The sequence below is a fragment of the Mycobacterium kubicae genome, assembly GCF_015689175.1.
Classification (GTDB): domain Bacteria; phylum Actinomycetota; class Actinomycetes; order Mycobacteriales; family Mycobacteriaceae; genus Mycobacterium; species Mycobacterium kubicae.
This window is the reverse complement of the sequence record NZ_CP065047.1, coordinates 1,481,080-1,494,675: the sequence shown is the minus strand read 5'-3', so window position 1 is coordinate 1,494,675 and position 13,596 is coordinate 1,481,080. Positions and strand designations below refer to the sequence as shown.

11 protein-coding genes, 1 tRNA gene and 2 pseudogenes are annotated in these 13,596 nt (G+C 64.3%); 6 read left to right on the top strand and 8 right to left on the bottom strand.

Annotation, left to right across the window (positions count from 1 at the left end; translation table 11 throughout):
* Nucleotides 1-13 precede the first annotated feature (13 nt).
* Nucleotides 14-373 (bottom strand): Rv2640c family ArsR-like transcriptional regulator, encoded by a 360-nt coding sequence (locus tag I2456_RS07145; RefSeq protein WP_085072974.1) that lies wholly within the window; start codon nucleotides 371-373, stop codon nucleotides 14-16.
* Between the two features lie 94 nt (nucleotides 374-467).
* Here I2456_RS07145 and I2456_RS07140 point away from each other — a divergent pair, with 94 nt between their 5' ends.
* The 4 genes and pseudogenes from I2456_RS07140 to I2456_RS07125 all read left to right on the top strand — a co-directional run bounded on the left by I2456_RS07140 (nucleotide 468) and on the right by I2456_RS07125 (nucleotide 4,909).
* On the top strand, nucleotides 468-881 hold the full coding sequence (locus tag I2456_RS07140) for an ArsI/CadI family heavy metal resistance metalloenzyme (RefSeq protein WP_085072973.1): 414 nt from the start codon (nucleotides 468-470) through the stop codon (nucleotides 879-881).
* A gap of 13 nt (nucleotides 882-894) precedes the next feature.
* Nucleotides 895-1,929, top strand: a pseudogene (gene arsB, locus I2456_RS07135) (ACR3 family arsenite efflux transporter); the annotation flags it as partial.
* 146 nt (nucleotides 1,930-2,075) lie between these two features.
* Entirely contained in the window at nucleotides 2,076-4,010 is a 1,935-nt protein-coding gene (asnB, locus tag I2456_RS07130) for an asparagine synthase (glutamine-hydrolyzing) (RefSeq protein ID WP_241007880.1), read from the top strand.
* A 143-nt stretch (nucleotides 4,011-4,153) separates the two neighbouring features.
* A complete protein-coding gene (locus tag I2456_RS07125; RefSeq protein ID WP_085072971.1) occupies nucleotides 4,154-4,909 on the top strand; it encodes a GAF and ANTAR domain-containing protein in 756 nt (251 codons plus the stop codon).
* Between the two features lie 36 nt (nucleotides 4,910-4,945).
* Here the strand turns inward: I2456_RS07125 and I2456_RS07120 are convergent, their stop codons facing one another.
* From I2456_RS07120 to I2456_RS07110, 3 genes and pseudogenes are all read right to left on the bottom strand, one after another.
* The gene (locus tag I2456_RS07120) at nucleotides 4,946-5,566 is read right to left on the bottom strand and encodes an NADPH-dependent F420 reductase (protein WP_068165213.1); all 621 of its coding nucleotides are present in this window, start codon (nucleotides 5,564-5,566) and stop codon (nucleotides 4,946-4,948) included.
* Nucleotides 5,567-5,652: 86 nt separating this feature from the next.
* Nucleotides 5,653-6,078: a nuclear transport factor 2 family protein gene (locus tag I2456_RS07115; protein WP_085072979.1), complete on the bottom strand. Its 426-nt coding sequence runs from the start codon at nucleotides 6,076-6,078 to the stop codon at nucleotides 5,653-5,655.
* Nucleotides 6,079-6,143: 65 nt separating this feature from the next.
* A pseudogene (locus I2456_RS07110) lies at nucleotides 6,144-6,877 on the bottom strand (SDR family NAD(P)-dependent oxidoreductase).
* 127 nt (nucleotides 6,878-7,004) lie between these two features.
* Here I2456_RS07110 and I2456_RS07105 point away from each other — a divergent pair.
* A complete protein-coding gene (locus I2456_RS07105) occupies nucleotides 7,005-7,601 on the top strand; it encodes a TetR/AcrR family transcriptional regulator (RefSeq protein ID WP_085072970.1) in 597 nt (198 codons plus the stop codon).
* A gap of 161 nt (nucleotides 7,602-7,762) precedes the next feature.
* Nucleotides 7,763-8,953: an IS481 family transposase gene (locus tag I2456_RS07100; RefSeq protein WP_085072847.1), complete on the top strand. Its 1,191-nt coding sequence runs from the start codon at nucleotides 7,763-7,765 to the stop codon at nucleotides 8,951-8,953.
* A 44-nt stretch (nucleotides 8,954-8,997) separates the two neighbouring features.
* Here I2456_RS07100 and I2456_RS07095 read toward each other — a convergent pair.
* From I2456_RS07095 to I2456_RS07080, 4 genes are all read right to left on the bottom strand, one after another.
* Nucleotides 8,998-9,074 (bottom strand) — tRNA-Met (locus I2456_RS07095).
* 65 nt (nucleotides 9,075-9,139) lie between these two features.
* Nucleotides 9,140-10,291, bottom strand: a complete 1,152-nt coding sequence (locus I2456_RS07090) for a glycerate kinase (protein WP_085075259.1) — start codon at nucleotides 10,289-10,291, stop codon at nucleotides 9,140-9,142.
* A complete protein-coding gene (locus I2456_RS07085; protein ID WP_085075289.1) occupies nucleotides 10,284-11,987 on the bottom strand; it encodes an L-lactate permease in 1,704 nt (567 codons plus the stop codon). The genes I2456_RS07090 and I2456_RS07085 overlap by 8 nt, the downstream gene beginning before the upstream one ends.
* On the bottom strand, nucleotides 11,987-13,357 hold the full coding sequence (locus tag I2456_RS07080; protein WP_085075260.1) for an FAD-binding oxidoreductase: 1,371 nt from the start codon (nucleotides 13,355-13,357) through the stop codon (nucleotides 11,987-11,989). Before I2456_RS07080 ends, I2456_RS07085 begins: the two co-directional genes overlap by 1 nt.
* Between the last annotated feature and the right edge of the window lie 239 nt (nucleotides 13,358-13,596).

Below are 13,596 nucleotides of genomic sequence, written 5' to 3'. Positions count from 1 at the left end.
CAATGCCCCAGGGTCAGCTACAGCAGTTCGGGTCCAGCGCAGCGCATAACGCCTGCAGCGAGTCGCGACGCACTCGATGAAACACATTCATCCCGCGCCGATCCGAGACCACGATTCCGGCCTTGCGCAACTGTGTTAAGTGGTGACTGACGGTTGACTCACTGAGGCCCAACACGGCTGCGAGGTCACCGGAGATCTCCTCCCCCGCAGCCGAACTGAAGAGATACGACACGATTTTCACCCGTACCGGGTCGGCCAGTGCCCGCAACCGCAACGCAATCTGCAGAGCGTCCTCGTCGTTCATCGGCCCGGAGGCCACCGGGGCGCAACACACTGGCGACGTCGTGTCGATGACCGGCAACGCTTTCGGCATGGCCCCCAGTCTGCCATGGACTTTGACATATATCAAAGAGGGTGGCAGCATGACGCCTGCCACCACTTCGATATATGTCAAAACCGGAGGCCTCATGTCCCGCGTGCAGTTGGCTCTCAACGTCGACGACCTCGACAGCGCAATCGCGTTCTACTCGAAGCTATTTCGGACCAAGCCGGCCAAAGTCAAGCCGGGCTACGCGAACTTCGCCGTGGCGAACCCACCGCTGAAGTTGGTGCTACTGCAGAACCCCGGCCAAGGCGGCACCCTCAATCACCTCGGCGTGGAAGTCGACTCCAGCGACGCCGTGCACGCCGAGATCGACCGACTTGACTCAGCCGGGATGTTCACTGAGGAAGACCTGGGCACCACTTGTTGCTTTGCCACCCAGGACAAGGTCTGGGTCACCGGGCCCGACGGGGAGCGCTGGGAGGTCTACACCGTGCTGGCCGACTCCGACACCTTCGGCGCCGCCGGTACCGAGCAGGCCGCACCGTCGTGCTGCTGACCCGCGTATCGCGATGACCGAGGTCCAGGACCAGCCGATCGCGAGGCTCCCCACGCTCGATCGGTTACTGCCAGTGTGGATCGCCGCGGCAATGGGCGCAGGCCTGTTGTTGGGTCGGTTCGACGTAGGCCCTTTGTTGGAAGCCGTTCAGATACAAAGCATCTCGCTACCCATCGCACTCGGGTTGCTGGTCATGATGTATCCGGTGCTGGCCAAGGTCCGTTACGACCGGCTGCAGACCGTGACCAGTGACCGGAAGCTGATGGTGTCTTCCTTGATCCTGAACTGGTTGCTGGGTCCGTTGGTGATGTTTTGCCTGGCCTGGTCGTTGCTGCCGGACTTGCCCGAATATCGCACCGGGCTGATCATCGTCGGATTGGCCCGCTGCATCGCCATGGTGATCATCTGGAACGACCTGGCCTGCGGCGACCGGGACGCCGCCGCAGTTTTGGTCGCGCTGAACTCGATCTTCCAAGTCGCCATGTTCGCCGTCCTGGGCTGGTTCTACCTTGCGGTGCTGCCGGGCTGGCTGGGCCTACCCCAAACCGGCATCAGCGTCTCCACGTGGCAGATCGCCAAGTCCGTCCTTGTCTTCCTCGGTGTACCGCTGCTGGCGGGATACCTGTCGCGGCGTTGGGCAGAAAAGGCCAACGGCCGCAGTTGGTATGAGAACCGCTACCTGCCGAAGGTCGGGCCCTGGGCGTTGTACGGGCTGCTGTTCACGATCGTCATCCTGTTCGCGCTGCAAGGTCAGCAGATCACCGCGCGGCCCTGGGATGTCGCGCGAATCGCGCTGCCACTGCTGGCGTACTTCGCCGTGATGTGGGGCGGCGGCTATGCCCTCGGCTCCGCCTTGCACCTGGGCTACGAACGCACCACTACCCTCGCTTTTACCGCCGCTGGCAACAACTTTGAGCTCGCCATTGCCGTCGCGATCGCCACATACGGTGCCACCTCCGGCCAGGCGTTAGCCGGCGTTGTCGGGCCACTCATCGAAGTGCCGGTACTCGTCGCATTGGTCTATGTATCACTGGGACTGCGGCGTCGCTCCCCGCACATGGCGGGCGCGTGAGCTGCGTACCCAGCGTGCGGCCGCAGCGCTGACCCGGACGAATTCGGGCCAGCCCATCGGGCGGCCGGTTCGTGGCGTATCTTCGTGCCGACGCTCCCAGATCGGCGTGCGACCACCACGGGATGTCGGAGGACCAGCGCATGTGCGGGATATTCGCCGCGATGACCCGGCGCGGGCTTTCGCGTGAGAAATGTGATGCGGCGCTCAAGCGCTTGGAGCATCGCGGACCGGACGGCACCGGCATCTGGACGTCGCGTGATGGGCAGTGGACCCTCGGACACACGCGGTTGTCGATCATCGGCTTACGCAACGGCAGTCAGCCCATGAGCAGTCCGGATGGCGCGGTGCATGTGGTGGTGAACGGCGAGTTCTACGGCTACCGCGAGATTCGCGAACGTCTGCGATCCAGTGGCTATCACTTCTCCACCGAGAGCGACAGTGAAATCGCGGTGCACCTCTATCACGAGCGCGGTATGCAGGCCACGACGCAACTGCGCGGTGAGTTCGCGATGGTCATTGCCGACCAACACCAACGGGCGATGATCGCGGTCCGTGATCGCTTCGGGGTAAAGCCGCTCTACTACGCGGTGGTGAACGGGGACGTGTTCTTCGCCTCGGAGATCAAAGCACTGTTGGCGTTAGGTGTGCCGGCCGCATGGGACCTCGAGGGCGCAACCGGAGGTTTCGGCAGATCCCATGAAAAGACCGAATTCGCCGGGATCAGTACGGTGCCGCCGGGTTGTTATGCGATAGCCCGAGATGGCGTTGTTCGCATCTACCCGTACTGGGATTGGGAGATCCCGACTGCCGATGAGATGCGCGCGGACACGCGCAGTGAGGCCGAGGTCGTCGACGAATTTCGCCAGGTTCTTCAGGAGGCCGTGCGGGAAAGGCTGGTGGCGGACGTCGAGGTCGCGTCGTACCTCAGTGGTGGCATCGACTCCTGCGCCGTGCTCGGACTCGCCCAGCAGGAGATGGACCGGCCGATTCGCGCATTCACACTGACGTTTGAGAATCCGCTCTATGACGAGGCCCGGGTCGCGGAAGAACAGGCCAAGCGCGTCGGCGCGACATATCACCCCATTCCGATCACCGGACGCGAGATCGCCGAATCATTCGCCGACGCGGTCTGGCACGCCGAAACGCAAATGTTCAACGGCCATGGCGTGGCCAAATACCTCCTCAGCCGTGCCGTCCGGGCTGCAGGCATCAAGGTGGTGTTCACCGGCGAAGGTGCCGACGAAATGCTGGGCGGGTATCCGTACTACCGCGTCGACGCACTGAACGACGACGTGACATTAACTGCCGACGACAGAGTCAAACTCCTCGATGAGATGCTCGGCGCCAACGCTGCGACGCGCGCGCTGATGATGCCGGATCGCGTCAGTAGTCCCGAAATGCAGGCGGTGGAGCGCAGGCTCGGCTGGCTGCCGGCAACGCTCAATGTCGGTGCAGCGCAGACCAATAGCGTGGCACCACTGCTACGTGACGACCTTCCGGTTTGGGTGCGGGAGTTCCAGCCCCTAGTGTCCGCGCTTGATCGGTTACCGATTGCACAGCGCGTCACCGGACGCGACCACCTGAATCAGATGCTGTACGTCAACGCCAAGACGGTGCTGCCGAATTTCATTCTGAATTATCTCGCCGACCGCATGGAGATGGCGCATTCCATCGAGGGGCGCGTGCCGTTCCTGGACCACCGCGTCGCCGAGGTCGCGGCCCGCGTTCCGGTGCGCCTGAAAGTGAAGGGCATCCGTGAAAAGCATGTTCTTCGCGAAGCGGCGAAGGACGTGTTGATACCGGAGGTGTATGACCGCCAGAAGCATCCGTTCACCACGCCGCCGACGCGCACCAGGAACGACCCGATGCTGGCCTTCTACCGCGATACGTTCGCGTCGGAGGCGGCAAAGGACCAGCCGATCTACGACATGACGAAGGTCAATACGGCGCTCGATCAGTTGCTCGACTGCCCGGACGATCAACGCATCGCGGTGGAAGGTGGATTGCAGCGCGCCGCGAGTGTGGTTGTGATGCAAGAGCTGTTCTCCATGGCGTGAGCCACTTCGTGTCGATGCACTCTTGCCACCGGCGCCTATCAGGCGCAATGGATAGCCAAGACCGTTGCTGAGGGCTAGTGTGGTGTCCCTGCGGAACGGTGCGATAGCCGCCTCTTTCCCCGGGGAAGGGCTCGGCGCACCCGATGAGCACTGAACGACCCAACGAGTACGACCGGTTGGCCTCGACGGCCGACGCGGTCGAGGCGCTCGGCGCCCTGATCGCGGCTGAAGAGCCACTCGACGAGGTGTTGCAACGCATAGCCTGGACGGCCTGTCGCGCCGTCCCGGACGCCGACGCGGTGACCATCACCGTGGTCGATGGCACCAAACCGCGAACCGCCGCACACACCGATGCCCAAGTGTTAGCGCTCGACCAAGCTCAGTACGAGTCGACGCGAGGACCGTGCTTGCAAGCCGCCGATGGGCGAAGGCCGCTGCGCGTCGTCACAGATCTGGACGACGATCGATGGCCGGAGTTCCTCGGAGCCGCGCGGCAGGTAGGCGTGCGAGCCAGCTTGTCGGTTCCGTTGATCGTCCTGCCGGTGGCATCGGACCGAGAGGCCGAACTCGTCGGATCGATCAACATCTACAGCCGCCGAGCCGCGGCGTTCGACCCATTCGACGAAGAGCTGATGCGGCTCTACACGGCGACGGCATGCCAGGCGATCGCCAATGCCCGTCGCTGGCAGGAGTCGCGGGAAACGGTCGCCCAACTCGAGCAGGCGTTGACCTCTCGCTCCACCATCGACCAGGCCAAGGGCCTGATCCGGGCGCTGAACGGCTGCTCCGCCGACGAAGCATTCGCCGTGCTGACCGAACTGTCCCAGCGCAGCAACATCAAATTACACACGGTCGCTGCCCAGCTCCTCGAACGCGTCACCGATCGTCCACTCGAGTAGGTGACGGGCGCTTGGCACGCAGCTCGTGCCCGAGTCTCAGCCCTGTTTGACGCCGAGGGAGAAGTTCAAGCTGCCCACGCCATGGTTGGCTAGGCCTACTGACAGCAGGCCCGCGCCCTCCAGCCAGTGCGCCATGCTCAGGTCGCCGGTGTCCTGTGGGCGCAGTCCAAGGCTTTCGATGAATGCCGACACGCTTGCTTTCGCCTGCGCGTCATCGCCGGCGACGAACACATCCAGTGGTCCACCTGCTGCCAGGACGTCGCGGAACAGAGTGTTGAACGCCTTGACGATGTGGGCGCTTGCGGGGGCGGCCTCGGCGACCTTTTGCGCGATGGAGGTGTCGTGAGGGATGGCCAGCCCGGTGGCGCTGGCGTTGAAGGGGTTGGTGATGTCGACGACGATCTTGTTGGCCAGCGCGTCCCCGTACTCGCTGACGATCGGCACGGCGCTGTCGAACAGTACGGCGAGGATGACGATGTCGCCGGCCGGGGCGGTGCCCCACGTTCCGACCGTGGCGCCATTGCCTAGCGCGCTGGCCAGGGCTTGGGCCTTGGCCCTATCGCGACCGGTGATTTCGACGGTGTTGCCGCCCTTGAGGGCTAGGGCGCCGATGGCGCTGGCCATGCTTCCCGAGCCGATGATGCTGACGCTGCTCATGATGCGCTCTCTTTCCGCTTGTTGTCTGGTCAATACGCAGGGGGCCGGTGATCTGGTGCTCACATGCCGGACATTGGATTTCGCCGCTACTGCGTGTGGGTGAGGAGCTCCCAGGGCTTCATGCCGAGGAGGCCAGCGAGGTGGCGCTGCATCTGGACGCCGGCCGGCAGTGGGCGCCACCAGATGGTCACCTCGGCGATCTTTCCGTCCGCGTCGAGCAGGATGTAATCCATCCCGTCGACCACGGTGTCTTCGATCTGTAGTCGGAAGTGCGCGGCGTGGTGGGTCTCGCCGCTGAGGACTTCTTTGTAGGTGAGGTCGGTCGCCACCGTGCCGACCCCTCGCATGGCTTCCAGGACCGCCTCGCGGCCGGTGATTGGTTCATCGCCGAGTGGGCCGTACATCACCACACTCGCGGCGAGGAGTGTGGAAAGAGCGTCTTTGTCTGCGCCGCGGTCCATGTGGTTGACGAAGGTCTCCACCGTGCCGCGGTGCGGGGTGAACGTAGTCATGGCTACTCCTTGGCTCATGTGGTGCTTGTGGTGTGTGAGACCTGATTGATGCGCGCAGACGTCACTCAGATCACTGTCGTGCCGCCGTCCACGACAAGCTCCATGCCGTTGACATAGCTCGAGTCATCGGAGGCGAGAAACAAGGCGGCCGAAGCGATCTCCTCGGGGCGGCCCGACTCTCGGCGCGGGATCACGGACTCGAACTGCACCTTCTGCTCCTCGGTCATCACCTGTTCCAGGGCCGGCGTGGCGACTTGGCCGGGGGTCAGCACATTCACCCGGATCTTCCGGTCCCTCAACTCCGATACCCACACCCGTGCGTAGGCGGGCAACACGGCCTTGCTTCCCGCGTACACACTCCAATTCGGGTAGCCCCGCAGCGAAGCATTCGACCCGGTCATGAAGATCGAGCCGCCATCGTTGAACAGTGGCAGAGCCTTTTGGACCGTGAACAGCGTGCCGCGCGCGTTCAACCAGAAGGCGTCATGGAAGTCCGCCTCGGTGATCTCACCGAGACGGGCCTGCTTGCCCACCCCGGCGTTCGCCCACAACACGTCGATCGCGCCCCTTTCCTCTTGACCGTGTCGAACAAACGGTCAAGATCATCGAGGTCGGCCGAATCACCCTGCACGCCAGTCACATTCCGCCCGATCTGTTCGACCGCCTGGTCCAGTGCGTCCTTCCGTCGGCCTGAGATGAAGACATGAGCGCCTTCGTCAACAAACAACTTGGCACCGGCCAGCGCCATCCCACTCGTCGCACCGGTGATCACGGCAACCTTGCCATCGAGCTTTCCCACGAACACTCCATTCGTTCGCTAGTGATGATCTTATGTACACCGACCAGCGTGCTTAACGTATCGGGTGGTGACGCGGAGCGCAAGCTAATGCACACCGATTCGTACCCGATTGGGCTAACCTGGTTGTGTGACGGAGTTGGGGAAGGGGCCGCGGGGCCTCCGCCGCGGCAGGGGTGCGCGAGAGCGGATCCTTGGCGCGTCGCGACAACTGTTCCGCGATCAAGGCATTAACAGCACCGGTCTGGACCAACTCTGCGCGGTGGCTCAGGTGTCCAAACGCACGTTTTACCAACACTTCACGGGCAAGGATGAGCTGATCGCCGAACACCTACGCCGTTTCGATCCCGACGTCTTGCCCGAGGTGTTCGACCGCACCGACCTCACACCCCGCGAGCGGCTCCTCGCTGCCTTCGACATTCACGCGCCGCTGTGCCCGTTCATCGCGGCGGCCGTCGAAATCCACGACCCGGAGCACCCGGCACGCGTACACGCCGCCGACTACAAGAAGGCTTTCGCCGCGCGGCTCGCCGAAACCGCACGCGAGGCCGGCGCCACCGACCCCGAAAAGCTCGGCGAACAACTGGCACTGCTCTTGGACGGCGCTTCGGCCCGCAACCGAGTCCTTAACTCCGACGCCTTCGCCACCGCCGCGGCCATCGCAGCCGTCCTTATCGACAACGCCATCCCCGCGGCAGCGGTACCGGCGAACTGCTCCGCGAGCTAACCCTCGACTCCAAGAAGAAAAGTCCCACACCTGACGCAGGTGCGGGACTATTCCGATGTCTTGAGACATCACATGGTAGCGGGGACAGTGTGTGATTTCTCGACATAGTTGGCAGCTGTCTCGCGACATAGTTGACACTTCTGCACATCGGGAGGTCAGCCATGTCGAAGGCGCAGCTCGTCATCACTGCCGTGGTCCTCGAAGGACGCAGCAAAAGCGCCGTGGCCCGCGACTACGGCGTCTCCCGACAATGGGTCCAGCAACTGTGCAAACGCTACGAGGCCGAAGGCGACGCCGCCTTCATCTCCCGGTCACGGCGACCCCACCACAGCCCGCAGGCTGTCACCACCGAGGTCGAGGAGCGCATCGTGCGGCTACGCAAGACCCTGACCAAACGCGGTCTCGACGCCGGCGCCGACACCATCGCCTCCCACCTGGCCACCGATCCCAGCCTCATAAATGTGCCTGCCATATCAACGATCTGGCGAATCCTCAAACGCCGAGGTTTCATCACACCCCAACCCCACAAACGCCCCCGCTCCTCGTGGAAACGCTTTGCCGCCGAACTACCCAACCAATGTTGGCAGGCCGACACCACCCACTGGCACCTCGCTCACGGCGGCGGCGCCGAAATCCTCAACATCATCGACGACCACTCCCGCCTCGACATCACCAGCCTGGCCCGCCACACCATCAACGGCCCTGACGTCACCGCTGCCTTCACCACCGCCTTCACCCGCTGGGGTCCACCAGCCTCGGTACTGACCGACAACGGCGCCATCTTCACCGCCGCGCCGCGCCGGGGCGGACGCACCTCCCTGCAAATCACCCTCGGCGAACTGGGCGTGCGCTACCTGAATTCACGGCCCTACCATCCCCAGACCTGCGGCAAGGTCGAACGCTTCCACCAAACCCAAAAGCGATGGCTCACAGCCCATCCCGCCACTACACTGACCCAGCTCCAACAACGGCTCGACGAATTCACCGAGTATTACAACACCGTGCGCCCCCACCGCGCGATCAACAGAACCACCCCCATCCAGGCATTCAACGCCCGCCCCAAAGCCACACCGTCTGGCTACCTCATCCCCGCCCACTGCCGCGTACGCACCGACATCATCGACGCCGCCGGCGTCATCACCGTCCGATACAACAGCCGCCTGCACCACATCGGCCTTGGCAAACGACGCACCGGCACCAAAGTCACCGTTCTCATCGACGACCTCAACATTCGCGTCCTCGACCGCAACACCGGCCAGCTCATCCGCAAACTCATCCTCGACCCGACCCGCGACTACCAACCACGCGGCGTCAAATGCGGAAACAGCCCAGAAAACCGGGACCAGGTGTAAACCATGTCTCGGGACACCCGTCAACGATGTCCCGAGACAGGACATGGTAGCGGGGACAGGATTCGAACCTGCGACCTCTGGGTTATGAGCCCAGCGAGCTACCGAGCTGCTCCACCCCGCGTCGGTAAACGCAAGGTTACCCAACCCATGTCGCGGCGACCAAATCGGTCGCTGACCAGTGCCGCATCACGAGCGCGGAGGCCTTCGCCCCCGGGCGGGCGTGGATTCACGAATCAGCCGTTCGGTCACCAGGCTCAGCAGGTCGGCAGCGTTGGTGATGCAGCGTCGTTGATCAGGCTCGACCTCGTTCAGGGCCCGCACCGCCACGAAGCCCGCCGCACGGGCCTGCGACCCGGTCAGCTTGGCGACACCGGCGACGGCGAATGTCGGTACGCCGTGGCGGCGGGCACGCCGCGACACACCGACCGGCGCCTTACCGCGCAGGGACTGCACATCCAGGCATCCCTCACCGGTCAGGACCATCTTGGCGTTCAACAATGCTCGGTCCAGCCCGACGATATCGAGGATCATCTCGATGCCGGGCCGCACGCGTGCGCCCAGGACGGCCGACGCGGCGAACCCGACCCCACCTGCGGCACCGGCACCGGGTGCGCCGCGGCAATCGGTGTCGGTCACCCGGTCGACGAGATCCGCCCATTTGGCAAGTGCCCCTTCGAGTTCCGCCACCTGCCCGCCGTGGGCGCCTTTCTGGGGTCCGTAGAGGATTGCCGCGCCGTGCGGTCCGCACAGCGGGTTATCGACGTCGGCGGCCAGCGTGAAGACCGATTCGGTGATGGCGGGGTGCATCTTGGTGAGATCGAGCCGAGCGGCCTCGGCCAGTCCGCGACCACCGGGGCCGACGGATTCACCTTGATGGTCGAGCACCTCGGCGCCCAACGCGATCAACATGCCGGCGCCTCCGTCGGTGCTAGCGCTGCCGCCCAGGGTGATGACGATGTCGCGGCAACCATCGTCGAGTGCTTGCGCCACAACGCATCCCAAGCCGTAACTGGTGGCGGTCATCGGTGCTGGTTTTCCCGAGGGCAGCCGTTGCAGCCCACACGCGTCGGCCATTTCGATGATCGCACGCGAGCCCAATCGGGCGTAGCCGGTATTCACCGGCGCGCCGGTGGGTCCCGTAGCCTGTGCCGGGATCCGGTCGAATCCAGCGGCCACGACCGCGTCGAGGGTTCCCTCCCCGCCGTCCGCGACAGGACAGGTGATCGCGCGCACGGTCGGGTCCGCGCGCCGCACACCGTGTTTCATCGCCCGGGCGGCCTGCCGGGCCGTCAAGGAACCCTTGAACTTGTCGGGCGCCAAGACGATGTGGTCACCCATCAACGACCATCCACCCCAGCCACGACGTGCTCTGCAGGTACACCAGAGCACACATCAAGGCCAGCAGGAGCATGCTCCACTTGAATACCGCCCGGAACAAGTCGCCCTCTTTGCCCTTCATCTGAACTGCGGCGGTCGCGATGACCAGGCTTTGCGGGGACAGCATCTTCCCGATCACCCCGCCCGAGGAATTGGCCGCCGCCAATAGAATTGGGTTCAAGTGTGCCGCATTGGCCGCGCTGACCTGCAGGGGTCCGAACAGTGAGTTGGAGGAGGTGTCAGACCCGGTGACGGTGACTCCCAGCCAGCCGATGATCGGTGAGAAGACGCCCAGCAGGCCGCCCGCACCGGCGATCCACAACCCCAATGTGGTGGTTTCGCCGGACAGGTTCAACAGGTAGGCCAGCGCCAAGACAAAGCCAACGGTTAGCGCGGCGGCACGCAGTTGCATGGCCGCACGCACGTACGCGCGCACCGCCTGTCGCGGCGAGGCCCGCAACACCAGCATGCTCAGCAACCCGGTGATCAGCAGCAAAGTGCCTGCGCTGGTGAGGAAGTCGAGCTTGAATACGGTGAGCGGAGATGCCTTGTGGGCGGCGTTGGCGACGTGCAGGCCGGGCCAGGGGAAGCTGGTGCCGCCGTGCTTGAGCAACGTGGTCACCGGCTTCCACATCGACAGCGTGAAAATCACCGTGACGATCACGTATGGCGCGTAGGCCACGATTTTGTCCCGGCGTGAGTCGCTCACCTGCTGCCGCATGTCGCTGGCGCGATCGGCGGTCAGTACGGAGGCGTTCGAGCCGTCGACGGGCGAAGGGCCAGACGGCGTCGCGACGCGCGACAGCTCCTGGTCTGGAGTGGCTTCCTCGCCCACCACCGGCGCTTTCGGGCGCCACACGCGTAGCAGCGCCACGATGGAACCGGCGGCGATGATGGAGCCGAAGATGTCCGTCAGCTCGACCGAGACGAAGTTCGAGCACAGGAACTGCACGACCGCATACACGCCCCCACCCATCGCGGCCACCGGCCAGGCGCGCTTGAGCCCGGTGCGGCCGTCGACCATGAAGATGAGGATGAAGGGGACGAGGCAGGCCAGCAGGGGTGTCTGCCGGCCCACCATGGCCCCGAGGTCATCGAGGGGCAGGCCGGTAACTCCTGCCAGCGCCACGATCGGAATGCCCAATGACGCGAACGCCACTGGCGCGGTGTTGGCGACCAATGCCACCGATGCTGCCTTCATCGGTTTGAATCCAAGGGCCACCAGCATCAACGACGTGATGGCTACCGGCGTGCCGAATCCGGCCAAGCCCTCGATGAGTGCGCCGAAGCAGAACGCGACGATCACGGCCTGTACCCGGTGGTCCGGTGAGATCGAGGCCATGGATCGGCGGAGCACGTCGAGATAGTTGGTCTCGTCGGTCAGGTTGTAGATCCAGATGGCGTTGAGCACCAGCCACATGATGGGGAACATCCCGTAGGTGAACCCGATCAGCGCCGAGTCAGCGACCTGCCCCACGGGCATGTGGTAGACGAGCCAGGCGATGATCGCGGCGCTGAGGACCCCGACAGCAGCAGCAATCGGGGCGCGCACTTTCAGCCCGCCCAGAAGCACGAACATGACGAGCAACGGCAGCGCGGCGACGGCGGCGCTCCAGGCCAGGGAATGGGCGACGGGTGTGTAGTCGGGCTGGAACATCACAGCACCGCCCCGGGGTTGAGGATGTTCTGCGGATCGAGTGCCCGTTTGATGCGCTGGGTCAGTTCCATCACGTCGGGGCCGACCTGGTCGGGTAGCCACGCCTTCTTGAGTCGGCCCACGCCGTGCTCGCCGGTGATGGTGCCGCCGAGTCCGATTGCCAGGTGCATGATTTCGCCGAATGCCAGATGTGCTCGCTGCGACTGGTCGCGGTCGGTGGGGTCGTGCACGATCAGCGGGTGGGTGTTGCCGTCGCCCGCGTGGGCGATGACCGCGCACATGATGTCGCGTTGGTCGGCGATGGCCTCGATACCTTCGATGAGCGCGGGCAGCGCGGGCAGTGGCACGCCGACGTCTTCCAGCAGCAGGTGGCCGAGACGCTCGACAGCCGGAATCGCGAATCTTCTTGCCGCGGCGAAGGCTTCACCTTCCTGTGGGTCGTCGGTGGCGAACACGTCGGTGGCGTGATTGCGTTCGAAGATCTCCACCATGAAGGCGATCTCCTTGTCGCGGTCACCGGCAGAGTCGGACTGGGCGATGAGCATCGCCCGCGCCTCGAGGTCCAGTCCCATCCTGAGGTGACGTTCCACCGCCGAGATCGCGTTGTGGTCCATGAACTCCAGCATCGCGGGCCGCATCACCCGCGTGATGTCACAGATCGCCGCCGTCGCGTCGGTCACCGACGAGAATGACGCCACGACGGTGCTGGCGGGCGGTTGCGGCGGCAACAAGCGCAGGGTCAGTTCCGTGATGACGCCGAGCGTTCCCTCGCTGCCGACGAACAGCTTGGTGAGCGACAGGCCAGCCGAGTCCTTCAGCCGCGGTCCCCCGAGTCGCACCGCCGTCCCGTCAGCCAGGACGACTTCTAGGCCCAGGACGTAGTCGGTTGTCACACCGTACTTGACACAGCAGAGCCCGCCTGCGTTGGTCGCGGCATTGCCTCCGATGGAACAGAATTCGAAGGACGACGGATCCGGCGGGTACCACAGCCCGTGCTCGGCGACCACACGCTTCACCTCGGCGTTGATCAGTCCGGGCTGGACCACCGCGGTCCGCGTGACCGGGTCGACGTCGATGTGGCGCATCAACTCTGTCGTCAACACGATGCCGCCCTCGACCGCCGTGGCACCGCCCGACAGACCCGAACCCGCGCCGCGCGGCACCACCGGAACCGCTGCAGCGATGGCCCAGCGCAGGACCGCCTGAACGTCGGCTGTGGATCTCGCGCGCACCACCGCCATCGGCCGTCCCGCATCCGGGTCCGCCGCCCGGTCCTGTCGATACGTTTCAAGCACGTCAGGGTCGGTGAGAACGGGCACATCCGGGATGGTGGCGAGGAGATCAGCGCTGCGTTCGTCGAGTGCCGTCATTGGCAGATTCCTTCTCTCAGACCTGAATTCGTCGCTGTTCCGCATAACGGAACGACTATTTCGGTTTTGACACCGTGACACGGCTCACGATCGGTTGTCAAAGGACAACTTGAGTTGTCAGTAGAACAGCCGGAAAACATCCGGTAACGAAAGGTTCCCGCCGGATACGAGCGCCCGTGAACCCTTGACAACACCATGGGCCGTCGCCTTCAGTTGTTTCATTATCTGATGCTTCCATT

What these genes read in the sequence shown, in the direction of transcription:
- I2456_RS07145 (WP_085072974.1), bottom strand. Translation starts at nt 373, where the DNA reads ATGCCGAAAGCGTTGCCGGTCATCGACACGACGTCGCCAGTGTGTTGC.
- I2456_RS07140 (WP_085072973.1), top strand. Translation starts at nt 468, where the DNA reads ATGTCCCGCGTGCAGTTGGCTCTCAACGTCGACGACCTCGACAGCGCA.
- asnB (WP_241007880.1), top strand. Translation starts at nt 2,076, where the DNA reads ATGTCGGAGGACCAGCGCATGTGCGGGATATTCGCCGCGATGACCCGG.
- I2456_RS07125 (WP_085072971.1), top strand. Translation starts at nt 4,154, where the DNA reads ATGAGCACTGAACGACCCAACGAGTACGACCGGTTGGCCTCGACGGCC.
- I2456_RS07120 (WP_068165213.1), bottom strand. Translation starts at nt 5,566, where the DNA reads ATGAGCAGCGTCAGCATCATCGGCTCGGGAAGCATGGCCAGCGCCATC.
- I2456_RS07115 (WP_085072979.1), bottom strand. Translation starts at nt 6,078, where the DNA reads ATGACTACGTTCACCCCGCACCGCGGCACGGTGGAGACCTTCGTCAAC.
- I2456_RS07100 (WP_085072847.1), top strand. Translation starts at nt 7,763, where the DNA reads ATGTCGAAGGCGCAGCTCGTCATCACTGCCGTGGTCCTCGAAGGACGC.
- I2456_RS07090 (WP_085075259.1), bottom strand. Translation starts at nt 10,291, where the DNA reads ATGGGTGACCACATCGTCTTGGCGCCCGACAAGTTCAAGGGTTCCTTG.
- I2456_RS07085 (WP_085075289.1), bottom strand. Translation starts at nt 11,987, where the DNA reads ATGTTCCAGCCCGACTACACACCCGTCGCCCATTCCCTGGCCTGGAGC.
- I2456_RS07080 (WP_085075260.1), bottom strand. Translation starts at nt 13,357, where the DNA reads ATGACGGCACTCGACGAACGCAGCGCTGATCTCCTCGCCACCATCCCG.